Source organism: Mycobacterium sp. UM_WGJ (assembly GCF_000455125.1).
Taxonomy (GTDB): domain Bacteria; phylum Actinomycetota; class Actinomycetes; order Mycobacteriales; family Mycobacteriaceae; genus Mycobacterium.
In genome coordinates this window covers 1-19,801 of sequence record NZ_AUWR01000040.1, presented here as the reverse complement: position 1 = coordinate 19,801, position 19,801 = coordinate 1, and the positions used below count along the sequence as shown (strand labels likewise).

Annotated in this window: 21 protein-coding genes; 6 read left to right on the top strand and 15 right to left on the bottom strand. The window is 68.3% G+C overall.

Features of this window, described 5'->3' with window-relative positions; genetic code table 11:
- Window positions 1-2 precede the first annotated feature (2 nt).
- The gene (locus tag N416_RS0113150; protein ID WP_024442570.1) at window positions 3-992 is read left to right on the top strand and encodes an ATP-binding cassette domain-containing protein; all 990 of its coding nucleotides are present in this window, start codon (window positions 3-5) and stop codon (window positions 990-992) included.
- A gap of 44 nt (window positions 993-1,036) precedes the next feature.
- The gene (locus N416_RS0113145; RefSeq protein WP_155943367.1) at window positions 1,037-1,870 is read left to right on the top strand and encodes an alpha/beta hydrolase family protein; all 834 of its coding nucleotides are present in this window, start codon (window positions 1,037-1,039) and stop codon (window positions 1,868-1,870) included.
- 25 nt (window positions 1,871-1,895) lie between these two features.
- Here the strand turns inward: N416_RS0113145 and N416_RS22650 are convergent, their stop codons facing one another.
- The 4 genes from N416_RS22650 to N416_RS0113125 form a co-directional block, all read right to left on the bottom strand.
- Window positions 1,896-2,192: a hypothetical protein gene (locus N416_RS22650; protein WP_081654562.1), complete on the bottom strand. Its 297-nt coding sequence runs from the start codon at window positions 2,190-2,192 to the stop codon at window positions 1,896-1,898.
- Between the two features lie 81 nt (window positions 2,193-2,273).
- Entirely contained in the window at window positions 2,274-4,367 is a 2,094-nt protein-coding gene (locus N416_RS0113135; protein WP_051190260.1) for a cation-translocating P-type ATPase, read from the bottom strand.
- A 38-nt stretch (window positions 4,368-4,405) separates the two neighbouring features.
- Complete coding sequence (locus tag N416_RS0113130; protein ID WP_024442567.1) at window positions 4,406-4,684, bottom strand: hypothetical protein; 279 nt, start codon at window positions 4,682-4,684, stop codon at window positions 4,406-4,408.
- Entirely contained in the window at window positions 4,681-5,220 is a 540-nt protein-coding gene (locus tag N416_RS0113125) for a hypothetical protein (RefSeq protein WP_024442566.1), read from the bottom strand. The genes N416_RS0113130 and N416_RS0113125 overlap by 4 nt, the downstream gene beginning before the upstream one ends.
- Before the next feature lie 157 nt (window positions 5,221-5,377).
- Between N416_RS0113125 and N416_RS24260 the strand changes: the two genes are divergently transcribed.
- Window positions 5,378-7,576, top strand: a complete 2,199-nt coding sequence (locus tag N416_RS24260) for a cellulase family glycosylhydrolase (RefSeq protein ID WP_304412336.1) — start codon at window positions 5,378-5,380, stop codon at window positions 7,574-7,576.
- A 6-nt stretch (window positions 7,577-7,582) separates the two neighbouring features.
- Here the strand turns inward: N416_RS24260 and N416_RS0113115 are convergent, their stop codons facing one another.
- The 6 genes from N416_RS0113115 to N416_RS0113090 form a co-directional block, all read right to left on the bottom strand.
- Window positions 7,583-8,023, bottom strand: a complete 441-nt coding sequence (locus N416_RS0113115; protein ID WP_024442564.1) for a hypothetical protein — start codon at window positions 8,021-8,023, stop codon at window positions 7,583-7,585.
- Window positions 8,020-9,003, bottom strand: a complete 984-nt coding sequence (hemB, locus tag N416_RS0113110) for a porphobilinogen synthase (protein ID WP_024442563.1) — start codon at window positions 9,001-9,003, stop codon at window positions 8,020-8,022. The genes N416_RS0113115 and hemB overlap by 4 nt, the downstream gene beginning before the upstream one ends.
- Before the next feature lie 25 nt (window positions 9,004-9,028).
- On the bottom strand, window positions 9,029-10,735 hold the full coding sequence (locus N416_RS0113105; protein WP_036457917.1) for a uroporphyrinogen-III synthase: 1,707 nt from the start codon (window positions 10,733-10,735) through the stop codon (window positions 9,029-9,031).
- A gap of 43 nt (window positions 10,736-10,778) precedes the next feature.
- The gene (gene hemC / locus N416_RS0113100) at window positions 10,779-11,714 is read right to left on the bottom strand and encodes a hydroxymethylbilane synthase (RefSeq protein WP_024442561.1); all 936 of its coding nucleotides are present in this window, start codon (window positions 11,712-11,714) and stop codon (window positions 10,779-10,781) included.
- Window positions 11,715-11,719: 5 nt separating this feature from the next.
- The gene (locus N416_RS0113095) at window positions 11,720-13,111 is read right to left on the bottom strand and encodes a glutamyl-tRNA reductase (protein WP_024442560.1); all 1,392 of its coding nucleotides are present in this window, start codon (window positions 13,109-13,111) and stop codon (window positions 11,720-11,722) included.
- Between the two features lie 295 nt (window positions 13,112-13,406).
- Window positions 13,407-13,667, bottom strand: a complete 261-nt coding sequence (locus tag N416_RS0113090) for a glutaredoxin family protein (protein WP_024442559.1) — start codon at window positions 13,665-13,667, stop codon at window positions 13,407-13,409.
- Between the two features lie 141 nt (window positions 13,668-13,808).
- Between N416_RS0113090 and N416_RS0113085 the strand changes: the two genes are divergently transcribed.
- The 3 genes from N416_RS0113085 (at window position 13,809) to N416_RS0113075 (ending at window position 15,875) form a co-directional block, all read left to right on the top strand.
- A complete protein-coding gene (locus tag N416_RS0113085; RefSeq protein WP_024442558.1) occupies window positions 13,809-14,264 on the top strand; it encodes a nuclear transport factor 2 family protein in 456 nt (151 codons plus the stop codon).
- Window positions 14,265-14,319: 55 nt separating this feature from the next.
- Window positions 14,320-15,219, top strand: coding sequence for an HAD family phosphatase (locus N416_RS0113080; protein WP_024442557.1), 900 nt, complete (start codon window positions 14,320-14,322; stop codon window positions 15,217-15,219).
- 128 nt (window positions 15,220-15,347) lie between these two features.
- Window positions 15,348-15,875 (top strand): MaoC family dehydratase N-terminal domain-containing protein, encoded by a 528-nt coding sequence (locus N416_RS0113075; RefSeq protein WP_024442556.1) that lies wholly within the window; start codon window positions 15,348-15,350, stop codon window positions 15,873-15,875.
- A gap of 122 nt (window positions 15,876-15,997) precedes the next feature.
- Here the strand turns inward: N416_RS0113075 and N416_RS0113070 are convergent, their stop codons facing one another.
- From N416_RS0113070 to proC, 5 genes are all read right to left on the bottom strand, one after another.
- A complete protein-coding gene (locus N416_RS0113070) occupies window positions 15,998-17,026 on the bottom strand; it encodes a lysophospholipid acyltransferase family protein (RefSeq protein WP_024442555.1) in 1,029 nt (342 codons plus the stop codon).
- Between the two features lie 4 nt (window positions 17,027-17,030).
- Window positions 17,031-18,146, bottom strand: coding sequence for an SDR family oxidoreductase (locus N416_RS0113065; protein ID WP_024442554.1), 1,116 nt, complete (start codon window positions 18,144-18,146; stop codon window positions 17,031-17,033).
- Window positions 18,147-18,262: 116 nt separating this feature from the next.
- Window positions 18,263-18,364, bottom strand: a complete 102-nt coding sequence (locus N416_RS22645) for a 30S ribosomal protein bS22 (protein ID WP_003402602.1) — start codon at window positions 18,362-18,364, stop codon at window positions 18,263-18,265.
- Window positions 18,365-18,557: 193 nt separating this feature from the next.
- Window positions 18,558-18,767, bottom strand: coding sequence for a helix-turn-helix domain-containing protein (locus N416_RS0113055; RefSeq protein ID WP_024442553.1), 210 nt, complete (start codon window positions 18,765-18,767; stop codon window positions 18,558-18,560).
- 139 nt (window positions 18,768-18,906) lie between these two features.
- The gene (gene proC, locus N416_RS0113050) at window positions 18,907-19,767 is read right to left on the bottom strand and encodes a pyrroline-5-carboxylate reductase (protein WP_024442552.1); all 861 of its coding nucleotides are present in this window, start codon (window positions 19,765-19,767) and stop codon (window positions 18,907-18,909) included.
- Between the last annotated feature and the right edge of the window lie 34 nt (window positions 19,768-19,801).

The following is a 19,801-nucleotide window of genomic DNA, read 5'->3' as shown; positions in this document are numbered from 1 at the left end:
GCATGGGAGACCTGCGGATCCGTGATCTGGTCATCGAATACGCCACCGGCGGCGGGGAACCGATCCGTCCCATCCACGGTCTGAGCCTGGACATCCCAGCCGGCTCGCTGGTGGTGGTGCTCGGTCCCAGCGGCTGCGGCAAAACCACGCTGCTCTCGTGTTTGGGTGGCATCTTGAGCCCGACCAGCGGCCAGATCCTGTTCGGCGCCACCGACGTGACCGCGCTGGGCCGGCGCGACATCACCTCCTACCGTCGGCGCACGGTCGGCATCGTCTTCCAGTCGTTCAACTTGGTGCCGAGCCTGACCGCACTGGAGAACGTGATGGTGCCGATGTGGGCGGCCGGATGGACCCAGTGGTCCGCCCAGGAACGCGCCCGGGATCTGCTGACCCGGGTCGGACTGGCCGATCGGACCTCCCACCACCCGGGCCAGCTCAGTGGTGGCCAGCAACAGCGGGTGGCGGTGGCGCGTGCCCTGGCCCTGGATCCGCCGCTGATCCTGGCCGACGAACCCACCGCGCAACTGGACTACGTCCGGGCCGGCGAAGTCGTGCAACTGCTGCGGGTGCTGGCGGCCGGCGACCGCGTGGTGGTGGTCGCGACCCACGACACCCGGATCGTCCCACTGGCCGACATCGTCATTCAGCTGTCGCCGACCGCCGTACCGACGCGCCCGCAGCAGGCGCCGGTCCTGCTGGGGCCGGGCTCGGTACTGCTGGAGCAGGGCACGGTCGAGGACCTGATCTACGTCGTCACCGAAGGCGAGGTGGAGATCGCGCCCGACTCGGCCGGCGCCGGCGACGGCCTGCTCAAAATCGGCAAACCGGACCAGTACGCCGGTCAGCTCGGCCCCATGGTGCGGATCCCCCGCTCGGCGACGGTCCGTGCCCCCCGCGAAGCCACCGTCGTGAGTTACACGGTGGACGCGTTTCGCCGGCAGTTCGGCCGCCCACCGGTGCCCGAAGTTCCTAACGAACCGGCATCGACCTGATCAACACCGCGGCGTGCCGGGTCCAACCGAGCGTGCACCACGCGATGATGCTCTCCATGGCAGATTTGACCCGCCGGGCTGCTTTGCGCCTCGGGGTCGGTGCCGCGGGGGCTGTAGGGCTGTTCGGCGTGGGTGCGGGGCGGCACCCGGCCGAGTCGCGGGCGACCGGCAGTAGCTATCCGACCCGCGAATCCGGCTCATTCGTGTCCGCGGCCCGCGGCGGGGTGGAGACCAACTGGATCATCGCCCGGCCGCCGGGGCAGACCGCTCCACTGCGGCCGGTGATCGCCTTGCACTGCAAGGACGGCGACGCGGCCTGGGTGATGGATCTGGGCGTGGAAGAGGAGCTCGCGAAGCTGACCGCGGCAGGCCGGCCGCCGTTCGCGGTGGTGGCCGTCGACGGCGGCAACACCTACTGGCGCCGGCACAGCTCCGGGGAGGACGCCGGTGCGATGGTGCTGGGTGAGCTGATCCCGATGCTGCCGGAGAAGGGCATCGACATCACCCGAGTCGGGTTCATGGGCTGGTCGATGGGTGGCTACGGGGCACTGCAGCTGGGCACTCGCCTGGGTCCGTCGCGCACCGCAGGGATCTGTGCCATCAGCCCCGCGATCTACATGACCTACTTCGGCGCCCCCGCCGGCGCCTTTGACAGCGTTGATGACTGGCGGACGAACTCAGTGTTCAACCTGGTGCCGCGCCTGGCCCCGTTCCCGCTGCGCGTCGACTGCGGGACCGCGGACCCCTTTGCGTACGCGACCAAGAGTTTCATCGGCCAGCTGAATCCGCCACCGGCCGGCGGGTTCTCCCCCGGCGGCCATGACGTGGACTATTGGCGAGAGCGGCTTCCGGCCCAGTTGGCCTGGCTGGATTCCTGATTCCAGCGCATCAACCCCGCGAAACCTAGGCCTGATTCATGGGGTTCATCGGGCTGGCCGGGTTCGCCGGATTCATCGGGTTCATCGGACTTTCCGGGTTCGCCGGGTTCATCGGATTCGCCGGGTTGTCCGGGTTCGCCGGGTTCAGCGGGCTGTTGATGTTGGCCGGATTGGTCAGGCTGTCGGGGCCGTAAGGACCGGCGTTACAGACCGCATTCGCGTTGGCGATGCAGTCGTTGGGACTGAATGGGTCGGGATTGGCCGGGTCCCCACCAGCCGGCCCGGATACCGCCAGAGCAAATGCCGCCAGACCCGCGCACACCGCCGCTGCCTTGGCGATCGCACCGTGAGAAACGCTGCGTGCATACATAGAGCAAACCCCTCTGTTCGACTTTTTCGGACCTTACCGCGCGAATCGTCGAAGCCGCAGGCTATTGGTCACCACCAGAACCGACGAGGCCGCCATCGCCGCGCCCGCGATCATCGGGTTGAGCAGCCCGGCCGCCGCCAGCGGGATCGCGGCGATGTTGTAGCCGAACGCCCACACGAGGTTCTGCCGGATGATCCGCAGCGTGCGTGCCGAGAGCCGCAGCGCCGTTGGAACGGTGCCGAGGTCACCACGCACCAGCGTCACGTCTCCGGCTTCGATGGCGGCGTCGGTGCCGGTTCCCATCGCCATCCCGATATCGGCAGTGGCCAGTGCCACCGAATCATTGACACCGTCGCCGACCATGGCCACCAGTCTGCCCTGCGCCTGTAGCCGCTTGACCGCCTCGGCCTTGTCCGCCGGCAAGACATCGGCGATGACGTTGGCCGGGTCGATGCCGACGGCGCCGGCCACTGTACGCGCCACCGCCGCACCGTCGCCGGTGAGCAGCATGGGGGTGATGCCCATGGCCTTGAGCTCGGCCACCGCGGCTGCGCTGGTGGGCCGCACGGTGTCGGTCAAGGTGATCGTCCCGCGCGCCCGGCCGTCCCAGGAGACTTCGACGGCGGTCCCGGTCTCGTGCGCGGCGGCCGATCGCGTGACCTCGACGCGAACACCGTCGACCACCCCGGTCACACCGTGGCCGGGCCTGCTGGCGAACTCGGTCACCTTGCCGACCTCCAGTCCGCCTGCCTTGGCTCCGGCGACGATGGCCGCGGCGATCGGGTGCTCGGACCCCGATTCGACGGCAGCGGCTCGGGCCAGCACGGTGTTGGGGTCTTCGCCGCGGGCGACCGCGAGACCACCGACAGCCATGACACCGGTGGTGACCGTACCGGTCTTGTCCAGCACGACGGTGTCGATGTCCTTGACGGCCTCCAGGACCTGAGGGTTCTTGATCAGAATGCCGAGCTGTGCGCCGCGGCCGGTGCCCACCAGGATGGCGGTCGGGGTGGCCAGCCCGAGCGCGCACGGGCAGGCGATGATCAGCACCGCGACGGCCGCGGTGAACGCCGCCGCGACGGATGCACCGCTCAGCAGCCAACCGGCCAGGGTGAGCGCGGCGATCCCCAGCACCGCGGGCACGAACACCGCCGAGACCCGATCGGCGAGCCGCTGCACTGATGCCTTGCCGGCTTGGGCGTCGGCGACCATGGTGGCCATCCGGGCCAGCTGTGTGTCGGCGCCGACCTTAGCGGCGCGGACCAGCACCAGTCCGGTGGTGTTGAGCGAGCCGCCCAGCACCGCGTCGCCGTCGGCGACATCTACCGGCAGTGATTCGCCGGTCATCGCCGAGGTGTCCAGGGCGGTGGCGCCGTCGATGACCACGCCGTCGGCGGCGACCCGCTCCCCCGGCCGGACCACGATGACGTCGCCCACCCGCAGGTCGGCGATCGGCACCCGGACCTCGGTCAACTTGCCGTCCTCGCGGCGCATGACCGCGGCGTCCTTGGCCCCGAGCTCCAGCAGTTCCCGCAGCGCCGCGCCGGCCGAACGTTTCGCGTGCGCTTCGGCGTAGCGACCGGCCAGCAGGAAGACCGTGACAACGGCCGCCACCTCGAAGTACAGGTGGCCCGCCCCGGTGAAGACCGCAACCGCCGACCACAGATAGGCCGCCAGGGTGCCCAGCGAAACCAGGGTGTCCATCGTGGCGGCGCGGTGGGCGGCGGTCCGCAGCGCGGCGCGGTGGAAGGGATAGCCGCCCCACGCCACGATCGGGGTGGTCAGCGCGAACACCACCCACTGCCAGCCGCTGAACTGCCAGGCCATCACCATCGACAGCGCCACCACCGGCGCGGCCAGCAAGGCGGAGCCGACCAGCCGCGGGCGCAGTTGGGCGGCCGGCACATCGACGTGTTCGGAGCCGTGCCCGGCCGGGTGTTCGTGAGCCGCACCGGCCACGGTGGCCTGATAACCGGTGCTTTCCACGGCGCGCACCAGGTCGGCTGCCGAGACGTTCGGATCGTGTTCCACGCGGGCCCGTTCGACCGCGAAGTTCACCGTGGCATGCACCCCGTCAAGCGCGTTCAAGCCGCGCTCCACCCGCGCCGCGCACGACGCACAGGTCATTCCCCGCAGTTCGAGATCGGTGGTGGTCACCCCGACGACTATACCCCCGTGGGGTATTTGACCGCTGGGATGTGACGGGCGCGGCGCAGGCGCGCGACGCCGACCACTGCCAGCACCCCGGCGACCGTCGCCAATACCCACGCCAGCAGCAGCAGCCGTGGGTGGTACGTCACCGAGGTGGTAGCCGGCTCACCGTCGATGACCGGCGCGACCAGTACCAGATAGCGCACCTGCAGCCAGCTGAGCGCGCAGCCCGCCGCCGCGGCGGCGGCCAACGCCAGCTCGACCACGGCCCGCAGAATCGGGGCGGCCCTCACCAGGACGATCCGTCCTCGACATCGGTGTCAGCAGGCCCCCCGGGCGGGACCGTCTCCGGAATGAGTTCGCTGAGCACGGCACGAAGCCTGCGATGGTCACGCGCCCAGGCCTGCACGGTGCGCCGCCCGGTCAGCCTCAATCCGACACCCACTCGGCGCCGGGGCACCCCGCTCAGCTCACCCAGCGCGCGGGATTCCTGCCACTTCTTCGGTTCCTGCTTGCCCCACCCGGTGGGCCGCTCCGCCTCCGGGTAGATCGCCAGGATGTCGGCGACCCGGATCGTTTCGGTGCCCTGCCGCAATGTATCTGCCGTCAGTTCGACCGAGGTGTGGATACGCGCCGCCTTCACCTGGATGGCGAGCATCGTGGAGACCAGCACCAACAACACGGTCGGGACCAAGGGCTGAAAGCCGTAGCCGCCAGAGTTCTGGATCGCCACCAGCAGTCCCGCGGAGATCGGGCCGAACAGCACCCAATACCAGCTGGCACCACGCTCGAAGAACAGCGGTGCGGATTGCGGCCGGGGATCAGACATGTCGGGTCAGCCTAACGCGGCGCGCAATCGCGCCGCACATGACTGCGGCGTCCCTCGCGTTTGGGCGATCCTTGCCTTACCGAAAGTACGTTGAGTTAGATTTTGGCCTGCATACATGTTTTACACAGGTTTCCCTGTCGTGGAGAGGGGCTCGATGATGCGTCGCGACAGCACCGCAGCAAAGCCGGCCATGCGCCGACATGTCGTCTGTCTGGCCGCCTCGACCGGGGCGCTGCTGACTTTCGGAATGGCACCGCTGGCCGCCGCGCCTGCGGCCCAGGCCGACTTCGATGACGCGCTCGACGCTGTCCTCGCACCCTTCGTGGACGCGACGACCAACACCCTCGACTGGGACGCGATGCTCTCACCGTCGGCCTGGAACACCTTCCTGGCACCGACCCACTGGGACACTGTCCTGACCGAACTGAGCGGCGCCGCCCTAGCCGGCCCCGCCGTCGCCGACCCCAACACCTGGTTGTTGCAGCACTTCTACACTCCGATCCACGACGGCCTCGAAGAGGCGATCAACAGCGATCTCGGCCAACTGCTCCTCGGACTGGTCAACCAACCCACGCTGCTGCTCACCGGCCGCCCCCTGATCGGCGACGGCGCCGATGGAACCGCCGCACAACCTAACGGCGGGCACGGCGGCTGGCTGTACGGCGACGGCGGCGACGGCTGGGACAACACCGACTCCGGCGGCATGGGCGGTGCCGGAGGCAACGCCGGCATGGTCGGCAACGGCGGCGACGGCGGCGACGGCGCAGACGGCGACCTCGGGGGTAACGGCGGGGACGGCGGCAACGGCGGCTGGCTGATGGGCATCGGTGGCCTCGGCGGCAACGCCGGCGACGGCGTCTACAACGGTCCCGGCGACCTCCCCGCCCTCGGCGGCGCGGGCGGCAACGCCGGTCTGCTGCTGGGCGCCCACGGCGACCACGGCCAGTTCGGCGTTCTTGACGGCGCACCGGCAGCCGTCGCGGGGATCAGCACCGCGGGAACCTGGATCACCGATGCCGATGGCCGGGTACTGGTCATGCACGGGTTCAACGAGGTCTACAAGATTGCGCCTTATGAACCGTCGGCAGGCGGATTCGACGAGGACGACGCGGCGTTCCTGGCCGCCAACGGCTTCAACTCGGTACGCCTGGGCGTCATCTGGGCGGGCGTGGAGCCGCGGCCCGGCGTCATCGACTACAACTATCTGGCCTCGATCGACCAGACCGTGCAGATCCTGGCCAAGTACGGCATCGTCAGCATCATCGACTTCCACCAGGACGACTACAGCCCGGTCTTCGGCGGCGAAGGCGCACCGGAGTGGGCCACCCAGACCGGCGGACTGCCCAACCCCGACTTCGGCTTCGGGCTCAACTACCCGCTGAACCCCGCCCAGAATCACGCCTGGGACATGTTCTGGTCCAACGCCAAAGGTCCCGACGGCGTGGGACTGCTGAACCACTACGCGCGGATGGCCCAAGCCGTCGCGGACTACTTCAAGGACGACCCCAACATCGCCGGCTACGAGATCATCAACGAACCGTGGGCGGGTTCCTCCTGGCTGTCAACGATATTCGGCAATTCCTACTACGAGGCTCAACAGCTGACGCCGTTCTACAACCAGGTGAGCGCGGCGATCCGCTCCGTTGACCCCACCACTCCGTTCATCTACGAGCCGAGCGCCCTGTTCAACCAGTCGCTGCCGACGCAGCTCGGTGAGGTCGACGACCCGCACGGTGTCTTCGCATTCCACGACTACTGCATGTTGAACGTCTTCGGCTCCATCTTCATGCCGTGGTGCCCGGACTACCTCGAACTCGTCGCCAGCAACGGCGAGGCGTACACCAGCAAGTACGGCCTCCCGGGTCTGATCTCGGAGTTCGGCTCCGCAAACGGCGCGGCCGAGATCAGCCAGGTGATGAACGCCGCCGACCAGCGCATGTGGGGCTGGTCGCAATGGGCCTACAACGGCGTTCCCGCTATCACCGGCACCGCGCCGGGCAATGCGCTGGTCTTCGACCCGAGCAAGCCACCCGTTGGCGACAATGTCGACTGGTCCAGGCTGGAGGTCTCGTCGGCGCCCTACGCGCAGGCCATCGCCGGCACCCCGACCTCCTGGTCGTTCGCGTCGGGCACCTACCAACTCAGCTACACCACCGAGATGGCCAACGGCTCCGGCCACTTCGCCGCCGGCAGCCAGACCCAGATCTCGGTACCGCCCATCCAATACCCGGACGGCTACCAGGTAAGTGTCACCGGCGGGCACATCGTGTCCGCGCCCGGAGACCCGATCCTGATCATCGCCTCGGACGGTCCCGGCACCGTCAACGTGACCGTGACCCCCGCGGGCAGTTCGTAGAGTCGGCTACCGGGTGAAGTAGGCGTGCGCCTCGGACCGGTGCAGCAGGAAGGTTCCCGCGGCGATCAGCACCGATCCGACAATGCCGGTGATCGCCACAACCATCGCGACCGCAGGCCTCGCATCGGCATGCCACAGCGCACTGACCGCATTGACCATCGCGGCGATCCCTCCGCCGGTCAACACGGTGCGCGCCCAGCGATACCCGGAACGCATCAGCATCAGAAACGTCGCCACCACCACGACCACCACGATCGCCGTCAGCGCGGTGACCGGGTAGATGATCGCGGTTGCGGGGATCTCCGGAGCGGTCAGCAGGTTCACCACATAGCCGCACGTCATCAAGGGCAGGGCGGCCAGCCACAGCCAGAACGCGGTGTCGACGTCCGCGGGACGGTCAGGCGGAGCCTGGACCGGGGGCCGCGGCCCGTCGGGTGGAGTCGTCACGCCAGCCAACCGGCCGCTTCGGCCGCCCAGTAACTCAGCACGATGTCGGCGCCGGCCCGCCGGATCCCGATGAGGGACTCCAGCACCGCAGACCGCCCGTCGATCCAGCCGTTGGCAGCGGCCGCCGCGATCATCGCGTACTCGCCGGAGACCTGGTAGGCGGCGACTGGAACCGAGGACACCGCGGCGGTCGCCGCGATCACGTCGAGGTAGCCCATGGCGGGTTTGACCATGACGATGTCGGCACCCTCCGCGAGGTCGAGGGCGACCTCACGCAGCGCCTCCCGGGCGTTGCCGGGTTCCTGCTGGTAAGTGCGACGGTCCCCGGCCAAGGTCGAGGCAACCGCGTCGCGGAACGGCCCGTAGAAAGCCGACGCGAACTTTGCCGCATAAGCCAGGATCACCACGTCGCTGTGTCCGGCGGCATCCAGGCCGTCGCGGATCGCGGCCACCTGCCCGTCCATCATTCCGCTCGGGCTCACCACGTGGGCCCCCGAATCTGCCTGGGCTACAGCCAGTTCCACGTAGCACTTCAGGGTGGCGTCGTTATCGACCCGACCCCGTTCATCCAGCACCCCGCAGTGGCCGTGATCGGTGAACTCGTCCAGGCAGGTGTCGGCCATCAACACCGTGGAATCCCCGAGGTCGGCGGCGAGGTCACGCAGGGCGGTGTTGAGCACGCCGTCGGGGGCCGCGCCGGCCGACCCTGTGCTGTCTTTGTCCGCCGCTGCCGGAACCCCGAACAACATCAACCCGCCGACGCCGGCCGCCACCGCCTCGGCGGCCGCGGCGCGCAGCGAATCGCGCGTGTGCTGATACACCCCGGGCATAGAAGCGATCGGCCTCGGCTCGTCGATGCCGTCGGCGACGAACATCGGCAACACCAGATGCCTGGGCTCCAGCGATGTTTCAGCCACCAGCCGGCGCAGCGCCGGAGTGGAACGCAGCCTACGGGGACGTTGGCGAGGAAATGCCGTCATCGGGCCACCGCGCTCGCCGTCACTGTTAGCGCCTGCGGCTCTTCTTACGCGGCGGGGGCAACGCACCCTCGGCACGCAGTCGCGCCGCGTGCTCGGCCAGCGCGTCGACCAGCGGACCCACCGCAGCGGTCTCCGGCTGCACATCGACCCGCAGCCCGAATTCGGCTGCCGTCTCGGCGGTCTTGGGGCCGATGCAGGCCACCAGGGTCCGGGCGTGCGGCTTGCCGGCGATGCCGACCAGGTTGCGCACGGTCGAGCTCGAGGTGAAGCACACCGCGTCGAACCCGCCGGTCTTGATCATCTCGCGGATGGTCGCCGGCGGCGGAGCAGCCCGCACGGTCCGGTAGGCGGTGACGTCCTCGATCTCCCAGCCCCGCTCGCGCAGCCCTTCGGCCAGCGTCTCGGTGGCAATGTCGGCGCGCGGCAGCAGCACTCGGTTCACCGGGTCGAAAACATCGTCGTAGGGCGGGAATTCGTCCAGCAGGCCCAGCGAGGACTGCTCACCGGACGGCACCAGCTCGGGGCTGATCCCGAACGCCCGCACACGCTCCGCGGTAGCCTCGCCCACGCAGGCGATCTTCACCCCGGAGAACGCCCGCGCGTCCAGACCGAACTCGGCGAACTTCTCCCACACGGCGCGCACCGCGTTGGTCGAGGTGAATACCACCCACTGGTAGCGGCCGTCCACCAAACCCTTGACGGCCCTTTCCATCTGGGCGGGGCTGCGTGGCGGCTCCACCGCGATGGTCGGGACCTCGATCGGTGAGGCGCCGTGCCCGATCAGCCGGTCGCTCATCTCCCCGGCCTGATCCTTGGTGCGCGGCACCAGAACCGTCCAGCCGTACAGTGCGCGGCTCTCCCACCAGTTCAGCTTGGCCCGGTTATTCACGGTCTTGCCGATGGTCACCACCAGCGGACCGGCCGAGGTCTCCTGGCCGTTGGGCAGGATGACCGGGTCGATGCTGGCCAGCGCCGACGCCTCGGTCAGGCCGCCGAGGCTGGACTCGACCGATCGCTGCGCGCAGGTGGTGCCCGAGGTGGTGACCACGCAGGGCGTGCCGTCCGACAGGCCGTACTCGATCAGCGTGCGGGCCGCGTCCGGCAGGTGCGAGGTGGTGGCCTGCAAGATCAGCGGGCCCGGAGCGGCGGCCAGCGCACCCCAGTCCACATTCGGGTCGCGGACGTCGGCCACCGTGTGCGAGGAGCCGAGCGGCAGACCGGCGTAGGTGGGCACCGCACTGGTGGCGGGCAGTCCCGGCACGATCTCAAACGCAACGTTGGTGCGGGCCACCGCGTTGACCTCGGTGATCACCGCGTCGATCGACAGCGGGTCGCCAGCGACCAGGCGCACCACGTCGCTGCCCGAGCGCGCCTCGGCCGCCAGGGTCTTGGCCACCTCGGCCGGCTCGCCTAGTGCCGGGCGAATGTCGGGGCCGCCCGGAACGGTCGCCGCGGCCTCGTCGGCGGCGTCATCGGCGTTGTGGGCCGCGTCGTCGTCCGCCTTGTCGGCCTTGGGGGCCGCGGGCATCGGACCGGCGATCGGAGGCAGGTCCGTGCCGACCAGCGCCAGCACCGCCTCGGGCACATCCGGGTCGATGAACACCAGCGCGGCATTCGTCAGCGCCGTCCGTGCCCGCGTCGTCAGCAGACCCGGGTCACCGGGACCCGAGCCGACGAAAACGATGCGACCCGGCTTGGGCTTCTGCCCTCGCACGCTCACTTGGCGAGCCATTCCGTACTCCCCGTCACTTCTCACTCACTTCCGACGCACGTTTTCACCGTGCGTCCGCCATCAGCTCGCGCGCACCCAACTCGAACAGTTCCGTTGCGACCGACACACCCAGTTCCCGGGCTCGGTCCGGACTGCCGATGCCAGACGCGCGGATCACGTCGGATCCGTCCAGCGCCGCTACGCAGGCGCGCAGCGACACCTCCTCGAAGACCCGGCCGTCCTCATCGATAGACTCGACCACTTCGGCGATCGCGCCCACCGGTGCGGAACAACCCGCCTCCAGTTCGGCGAGCAGGGTCCGCTCGGCGGTAACCGCCAGGCGGGTGTCGGCGTCGTCCAACTCCGCTAGCAGCGCCGCCAGTGCCGTGTCACCGGAGCGGCACTCCACCGCCAGTGCCCCTTGAGCCGGAGCCGGCAACATCTGTACCGGTTCCAACGTCTCGGTGACCGCGTCGAGGCGTCCCAGCCGGGCCAGACCCGCCCGGGCTACCACGATGGCGTCGAGTTCGCCGCTGCTTACCCTGTTCAACCTGCTATCTAGGTTGCCTCGTAGGGGGCGAATTTCCAAACCGAGACCCAGTGCTCTAAGCTGTGCCGCCCGTCGCGGCGACGACGTCCCCACCACGGCACCCGCCGGCAACTCTCCGAGCACCAGTCCGTCGCGTGCCACCAGCGCGTCTCGCGGGTCCTCACGGCGCGGTGTGGCGGCGATCAGGAACCGGGAGTCGGCAGCGGTCGGCAGGTCCTTGTGGGAGTGCACGGCGGCGTCGACCCGGCCGTCGAGAATGGCCTCGCGCAGCTCGGCGGTGAACACGCCGACCCCGATGTTGGCGATGGGCCCGGAGGTGACGTCGCCGGCGGTGCTGATCACCACCAACTCGGCGGGATGCCCGGCAGCCACCAGGGCATCGCGAATGGTCCCAGCCTGGGTGGTGGCCAACAAGCTACCCCGGGTACCGATGCGGATTACTTCACCCAAAACGTCTACCCGGCCGACCCGGTTTCGGCGCTGACATCAAGCCCTCCCGGCACTACTGGCAGTTCACCGGCGGTCGCAACGGCGTCCACCGCGGTCGGATCGAGCTCGAACAGCTCGCGTAACGCCTCGGCGTAGCTGTCGCCGCCGGGCGAGCTGGCCAGCTGTTTGACCCGCACAGTGGGGGCGTGCAGCAGCTTGTCGACGACGCGGCGCACGGTGCGCGCCACCTCCTCACGCTGGGCGGTCTCCAGGTCCGGCAGCCGGTGATCCAGCCGCAACAATTCCGCGGTGACCACGTCGGCGGCACGCTGGCGCAGCGCGGTCACGGTGGGGGTGACCTCGGCCATCCGTTGCCCGGCCAGATAGGTGGCGACCTCGCGGGCCACGATGTTGCGTGCGGCCTCGGTGTCGGAGGTGGCGACCTGCGCCGACGGCTCGCGCTGGATCCGGTCCATGTCGATGACCCGCACCCCGGGCAATCCGGCGACCGCGGCGTCGACGTCGCGGGGCATGCCCAGGTCGCAGATCACCAGCGGTTCGGTCGCCTCGTCACGGTTGCCCCCGGCCAGCGCGTGGTGCACATCGGCCAGCGAGACGACCGGGCTGACCGCTCCGGTGGAGGACACCACGATGTCCGCGCTGGTCAGGCTGGCAGCCATCCGATCCAAGGCGACGGCGTCGGCCGTGACACCGCTCTCGCGGATCTTGCGGGCCAACCGTTGAGCGCGCGGCAGCGAACGGTTGATGACGTCGATGTGCTGGACGCCGGCGCGCACCAGATGTGCCGCGGACAGCGCGCCCATCGACCCGGCACCGATCACCACTGCGGTCCGGCCGTGCAGCGCATCAGTGCCGAACTCAGAGCCCAGTTGCTTGGCTGCGATGCCCAGGGCGACCGAGACCACCGACGCGCCGGCGGCGTCGATTCCGGTTTCGGAGTGCACCCGCTTGCCCACCGACAACGCGCGCTGTGCCAGTTCGTGCAGCACCCGGCCGACACTGCTGTTGGCCTCGGCGGAGGCGTAGGCGCGCCGCACCTGGCCAAGCACCTGCTGTTCGCCCACCACCGCGGAGTCCAAGCCGCTGGCCACCGAAAACAGGTGCTCGACGGCGGCCTCGCTGTAGCGGACGTAGGCGTATTTGGTCAGGTCGGCCATCGACATGCCGGAGTGTTCCGAGAGCACCTGCCCGATCGCCGACAACCCGGCGTGGAAAGCCTCGACGACGGCGTAGATCTCGACCCGGTTGCAGGTCGACAGGATCATCGCTTCGGTGACGAGCGGCGATTGCAGCACTTGCTCGACGATCTTTACCTGATCGGATTCAGCGGTGCTGAGCTGCTCGAGTACGGAGACGGGGGCGCTGCGGTGCGAGACCCCGAAGAGCAGGACGCTCACGGCAATATCACCTGGTCCGCTCCTTGCTGTCACCGTGAAGAAACTTCTCTCCACGGTAGAGGCTAAAGCGCTGGCCTACCAAATTCGGCGGTTCAGCGAGGCTCGACGCAGGAGAGGCGAAGCTGGAACCGCCGAATGAGTGAGCGGTTCAGCGAGGCTCGACGCAGGAGAGGCGAAGCTGGAACCGCCGTATGAGCGAGCGGTTCAGCGAGGCTCGACGGAGAAGAGGCGAAGCTGGAACCGCCGTATGAGCGAGCGGTTCAGCGAGGCTCGACGGAGAAGAGCTGGAACCGCCTTATGAACCCGCCAAATCAGCACGTAGCCGGGACTCGTCGACCTCCCAGTAGCTGTGCTCTCGTCCGTCGAGCAGCACCACCGGCAACCGGTCGCCGAATTCGGCGCGCGGGCCGGTGTCGCCGGCCGCCGCGGCGGCGTCGACATCGACCGCCTGCAGGTCGAACTCGAGTTCGCCCGCCAGCCGGGTCAACTGGTCGTATACCTGCACGCAGACCGGGCAACCCTCGCGGGTGAGCAGCTGTACCTGGTGGCGGGTCATGCTTCCAGTGTCGCAGGGCCGGCGCCGGCCCGCCGTGGCCACCGGGTTCGCTGCATTGTCGCGACGTCCTCAACCGAATTGAATTACGGTGTGACCGGCCACAAGCCGCATCTCCTTCACCCCGGGCGGACAGAGCAAGCCATGACTTCCAGCGCTGTGTCGATCACCAACCTGCTGTATCGCTACGCGGAATTGATGGACTCCGGCGACCTGGACGGCGCTGCGGCGCTGTTCGCCCATGCCCGGATCAAAGCCGACCCCGAAGGCACGGTCATCCTCGATCACGCCGGGATCCTGCAGCTGTGGCGCGGGCTCGTCACCCTTCACGCCGACGGCACGCCGCGCACCAAGCACGTGATCACCAACCCGATCCTGGACATCGACGAGGTCGCCGGGACCGCAACCTGCCGGTCCTACTACACGGTGCTGCAGCAGACCGAGGCCGTGGCACTACAGGTGATCGCCGCGGGGCGCTATCACGACTCGTTCGAGCGGGTCGACGACGTCTGGCGGTTCAGTTTCCGCGACTACTCGATGTTCGACCTCAAAGGTGATCTACGCGATCACCTGAGGGTCATCGGCCCGGCAGCCGGATAGGGTTGATCACGGCCGGAATACCGGCCCTGAGCCCAGACGCGGAAGGAGTCGGGTGATGGCATCACCGGGCCCGGCCGACCGGGCATCCGCAGCCGATGTGGCATCGCCGACCGACGGGGATTTCGCAGCCAGCGCGGAGCGGGCGCTGGCCAATGTGGCCGACGCCGACACTCCCGCACCGGTCGACCTGACCGCCGCCGCGTTCTTCGACGTCGACAACACCCTGGTTCAGGGCTCCTCGATGGTGCACTTCGGCCGCGGGCTGGCCGCCCGCAACTACTTCACCTACCGCGATGTCATCGGATTCGTGTACGCGCAAGCCAAATTTCAGCTCACCGGCAAGGAGAACAGCGACGACGTCGCGGCCGGGCGGCGCAAAGCGCTGGCGTTCATCGAGGGCCGGCCGGTGTCCGAGCTGGTCGATCTGGGCGAGGAGATCTACGACGAGATCATCGCCGACAAGATCTGGCCCGGTACCCGGGAGCTGGCCCAGATGCATCTCGACGCCGGCCAGCAGGTGTGGCTGGTCACCGCGACCCCCTACGAGCTGGCCGAGACCATCGCCCGCCGGCTCGGATTGACCGGCGCGCTGGGCACCGTCGCGGAGTCGGTCGACGGGGTGTTCACCGGTCGACTGGTCGGCGAGATCCTGCACGGGCCCGGCAAAGCCCACGCGGTGCGGTCGCTGGCGATCCGGGAGGGGCTGAACCTGCGGCGTTGCACGGCCTACTCCGACAGCTTCAACGACGTGCCGATGCTCTCGCTGGTCGGCACGGCGGTGGCGATCAACCCCGACGCCGCGTTGCGGGAGACGGCGCGAAAGCGGGGCTGGGAGATCCGTGACTTCCGTACCGCACGGCGGGCGGCGCGGATCGGCGTGCCGTCGGCGCTGGCGCTGGGCGCCGTCGGCGGGGCCCTGGCCGCAGCCGTGGCGCACCGGAACGAGCGAACGTAGCGCAGCGGAGTACGCGAGGACCGGTCGACCGCATCAGGCACCGTGGCGCACCGGAACGAGCGCACCTGACTTGCTCGCTGATAAACTTCCGCCGCCGTACACCACGGCGAGCGGAGGGGTAAACCGGCATGTCAGTACACACCGAGTCGCAGCGGATGATCGGAGCCCACTACCGGTTCCCGGATTATTTCGAGGTCGGCCGGGAGAAGATCCGCGAGTTCGCCCGCTCCGTCAAAGACGACCACCCGGCCCACTTCGACGAGGCCGCCGCCGGCGAAGCCGGGCATCCGGGACTGGTGGCATCGCTGACGTTCCTGGCGGTTGCCGGACGCCAGGTGCAACTGGAGATCTTCGACAAGTTCGACCTCCCGATCAACATCTCCCGGGTGCTGCACCGCGACCAGAAGTTCACCTTCCACCGGCCGATCGTGGCCGGTGACAAGCTGTTCTTCGACACCTACTTGGACTCGGTGATCGAGTCGCACGGCACGGTGGTCAGTGAGGTCCGCAGCGAGGTCACCGACGAGAACGGCGAGCCGGTGGTGACCAGCGTGGTGACCATGCTCGGCGAGTCGGTCAACCAGGACGCCGACACCGAGGCCAAGACAATCGCCGCCCTTGAGGCGATGCGCGATCGGGCGCTGGGCAAGAAGTAGCCGTCCAAGCTCATCGAGATTGCGTCCAGGGTCGTGGACGCGGCGCCATCCACAGCCCTGACGGCAATCTCAAGGAGCGGCTGCACCTGTCGGTGCTGGATGAGGTGGCGGAGTCGCGAACGTCAGCCGAAGAACGTGTTGCGGCGACCGGCGAGCAGCCGGTACAGCGTCTGCTGAATGGTCTCGCGCACCTGGTCGGTCAGCTCGAAGGTGACCATCGGGTCGTCGGCGGCACCGGCCTCGTAGTCGGTGGTCTCAATCGGTTCACCAAAGGCGATGTGCCACTTCGACGGCATCGGCACCAGGCCGGCGGGACCGGCCAGCGGAAACAGCGGCGTGATGGGGAAATAGGGCACGCCGAGCAGTCGGGCCAACAGCTTGACGTCGGCGATCATCGGGTAGATCTCCTCCGAGCCGACGATCGAGCAGGGCACGATCGGCGCCTTGGTGCGCAGCGCCGCCGAGACGAAGCCGCCGCGACCGAACCGCTGCAGCTTGTAGCGGTCCTTGAACCGCTTGCCCAGGCCCTTGTAGCCCTCCGGGAAGACGGCGGTCAGCTCCCCTGCCTCCAGTAACCGGTTGGCGTCGGAGGTGCAGGCCATGGTGTGGCCCGCCTTGCGGGCGGTCGGGCCGATCATCGGCAGGTCGAATACCAGGTCGGCGGCGAGCATCCGCAGGTTCCGGTGTTCGGGGTGATGGTCACGCACCGCCACCGAGAGCATCAGCGCGTCCATCGGCAACACCCCGGCGTGGTTGGCCACCACCAGTGCGGGCCCATCGATCGGAAGGTTCTCGATGCCGCTGACCTCGACGCGGAACCAGTCGTTGAAGAACACCCGCAGCAACGGCAGCACCACTGCCTCGTTGAAGTGCGGGTCGAACCCGAATTCGTCCACCTGGTAATCGCCAGTGATCCGCTCCCGCAGGAACGCGGCGACCGCGCTCACCCGGCGGGTGAATTCGCTCGGGGTGGGCGCGGCGGCGCTGGTGGCCGACGCGGTGCCGCGGCGGTCGCCGAGTTCACGGACCACCGCGGCGGCCTGCTTGGCCGAGACCCGTTCGGCCGGACCCGCCAACGCCGACGGATGCCTGCGCACCGAGTTCGAATGCTTGTGCAGCGGAATGACTTTCGCCTTCGAATCATCAGCCATAGCGCTAACCTCCCCGCACCCTGTTGAAGCCGATATCCCCCATGCGCTGCGCTGCGCTCACTGCTCGCTGTTCCACCGAACGGACCCACTTGGGATCGACGATCGGGTGCAGTCCCCGACCCCGCACGTAGTCGTCAAACGCCTCGGCGGTGGTCCACTTGGTGCTGTACCCGAGTTCGGTTCGCATTCTAGTCGTGTCCATCACCCGGCCAAAGCTCAGATAATTCAGCTGTTCCCGGTTGATCTCGGTGTAATTGTTGGCCCGGCGCAGCGAATCTATGACCCACAGCCCGACACCGGGCAGTGGCATCGGAACGCGCCCTGACCTGCGGATTGCCTGCGACATCATGATGATCCCGTCGGCGCCGATGTTGAAGGTGCCGGCCTTGCCGGCCATGGTGGCCCGCTCCAAGGCCCCCAGCGCGTCCTGCTCGTGCAGCAGCTGCAGGCGCGCGTCTCGTCCCAGCACCATCGGAACCAGCGGGCCAGCGAGGTAGCGGGACAAGGCGGTGTCCATGGCCGGGCCGATCATGTTGGCCATCCGCAGGATCGTGACCGCGATGTCGGGCCGACGCCGGCCCAGCCCACGGGCATAACCCTCGATGTCGATGCTGTCGCGGGGGAACCCCTGCGTCGGAGGACGGCGACTGGTGCTGTCCTCGGAGAACAACACCGGGTCGCGCGAGCACGACCCGTAGACCTCCGAGGTCGACTTGAGCACCACCCGCCGCACCGAAGGCGCCTTCTGACAGGCGGCGAACAACTGCATCGCGCCCATCACGTTGAACTCTTTGAGCGCCGCCCCACCGCCGGACCTCGGCACGTACGACGCCGCCGCTGCGTGCACGACGGTGTCGACTTCGCTGTTTCGAATCACCTTGGCGATAAAGGGGTTACGGATGTCGGCACGGACAAACTCAGCGCGCCCCATACGGCGCAGCATGTCCTTGCTCGGCATGACCGCATCCACAGCGATCACCCGGTTGATCAACGGGTTCTGCGTGAGCCTTGCGGTGAGGAATCCACCCAGGAACCGGCACGCACCGGTGACCAACACAACCTTGGGGTAATGCCGGGCGTCACTGCGCGTGCCGTCGCTCGGGGGTCCGGCCTCGTCCATTCGGTCAGCCTAACGGCCACGCCGGAAAAGCAATACCGGCGATCGGCCCGGTACGCGAGCGTGAAGCCGACTTCACGCTCGGCACGGCTCGGGGGCCTGGACGGACCCGGGCGGAGTTACTTACCGAGTTTTCTGCGCTGCACGCGGGTACGGCGAAGCAGCTTGCGGTGCTTCTTCTTCGACATGCGCTTGCGCCGCTTCTTGATGACTGAACCCATGAACTCCGCTATCTGCTTCTGCCCGCGCCGACGATTGGGCGCTGCTGAACTTGATCGACCCGGCTACTTTACCCGTAGGCGGGCACGGACCGGAAAACCGCACCTGGCCCCGACCACGACGCAACCAGGACAGCCGACCCCGGGCGTCGCCGTGCGGCGACGCCCGGGGGGCGCTTACCTGTCGACCGGCTCTTTAGCCCGCGTCGAAGAAGGAGGTCTCCAGCAGGTCGTGCACCGCCTTGGCGTGCACCCGGAAAGACCGTCCCACCCGCACCGCGGGCAGCTCGCCGTTGTGCACCAGGCGGTACACCGTCATCTTGCTGACCCGCATCAACGCAGCCACCTCGGCCACGGTGAGAAATTGTGTCGTGTCACGCGCCGAAGGCCCGTTCGCAGACGTCATCGTTACCCATTTCAATCAGGCACGTGCAGTCCCAGCGGCTTCCCCTCCGCTGCGCCCACACGCACAGACATAGAGGAGAATAGCGGGACGGATGGGGTTCCTGCGACTAGTGAGAGCCAATATGTGAAAAATAAGTGAATTACTCTGATGTAATTCTTAGCTGCTCAGAGCGTGTTTTTGCGGCCTGCACCGCCCGATCGAGCGAGGTCCGCAGGCCACCGGCCTCCAATTCACGCAGTGCGGCCGCAGTGGTCCCCCCAGGCGAAGTCACCATCGCTCTCAGGTGGGTCGGGGCGGTGTCGATGCCAGCATTGGGCGCACCATCGCCTGCGTCCCGCTCCTCCAGCAGCATCTGCGCCGAACCGGCCATCGTCTGAACCGCCAAGTCGGTTGCCGCCTGCCTGCTCAATCCGGCGGCAACCCCGGCATCCACCAGCGCCTCGACCACCAAGAAGAAGTACGCCGGCCCGGATCCCGACACCGCGGTGACGGCGTCCATCTGCTCTTCCGGAACGATCGCCACCGTCCCGACGCACTCGAACAGCGCCGCGACCTCGCTGACCTGTTCGTTGCTGGGGAAGCGGCCCTTGGCCAGCGCGCTGGCACCGACGCCGACCTTGACCGGGGTGTTGGGCATCACCCGCACCACGGCCGCTCCGGCGGGGAGCTTGGACTCCACGTACTCGGTGGTGAGACCGGCGACGATCGTGACCAGCACCTGCTCCACGCTGTCCCCGGAGGCAGCGGTAACGCTCTTGGCGAACTCCTCGACCACGGCGTCCACATCCTGTGGCTTCACCGCGACGATCACGACGGAGGCGTTCTCGATCGCGTCAGCGACCGAAGTCACCAGGACCGAGTACTTCTCCGAGAGCTGCCGGGCCCGCTCGCCGTACCGCTCAGCGACCACCAGGTCCTTGACCGGGCGGCCGGCAGCCAGCAGCCCCGCCAGCAACGCTTCGCCCATGTTGCCGCCACCGATGATCGCGATTCTGGTCATGGGGACAGCATTTCAGACCGGGCGACCGCAAGCG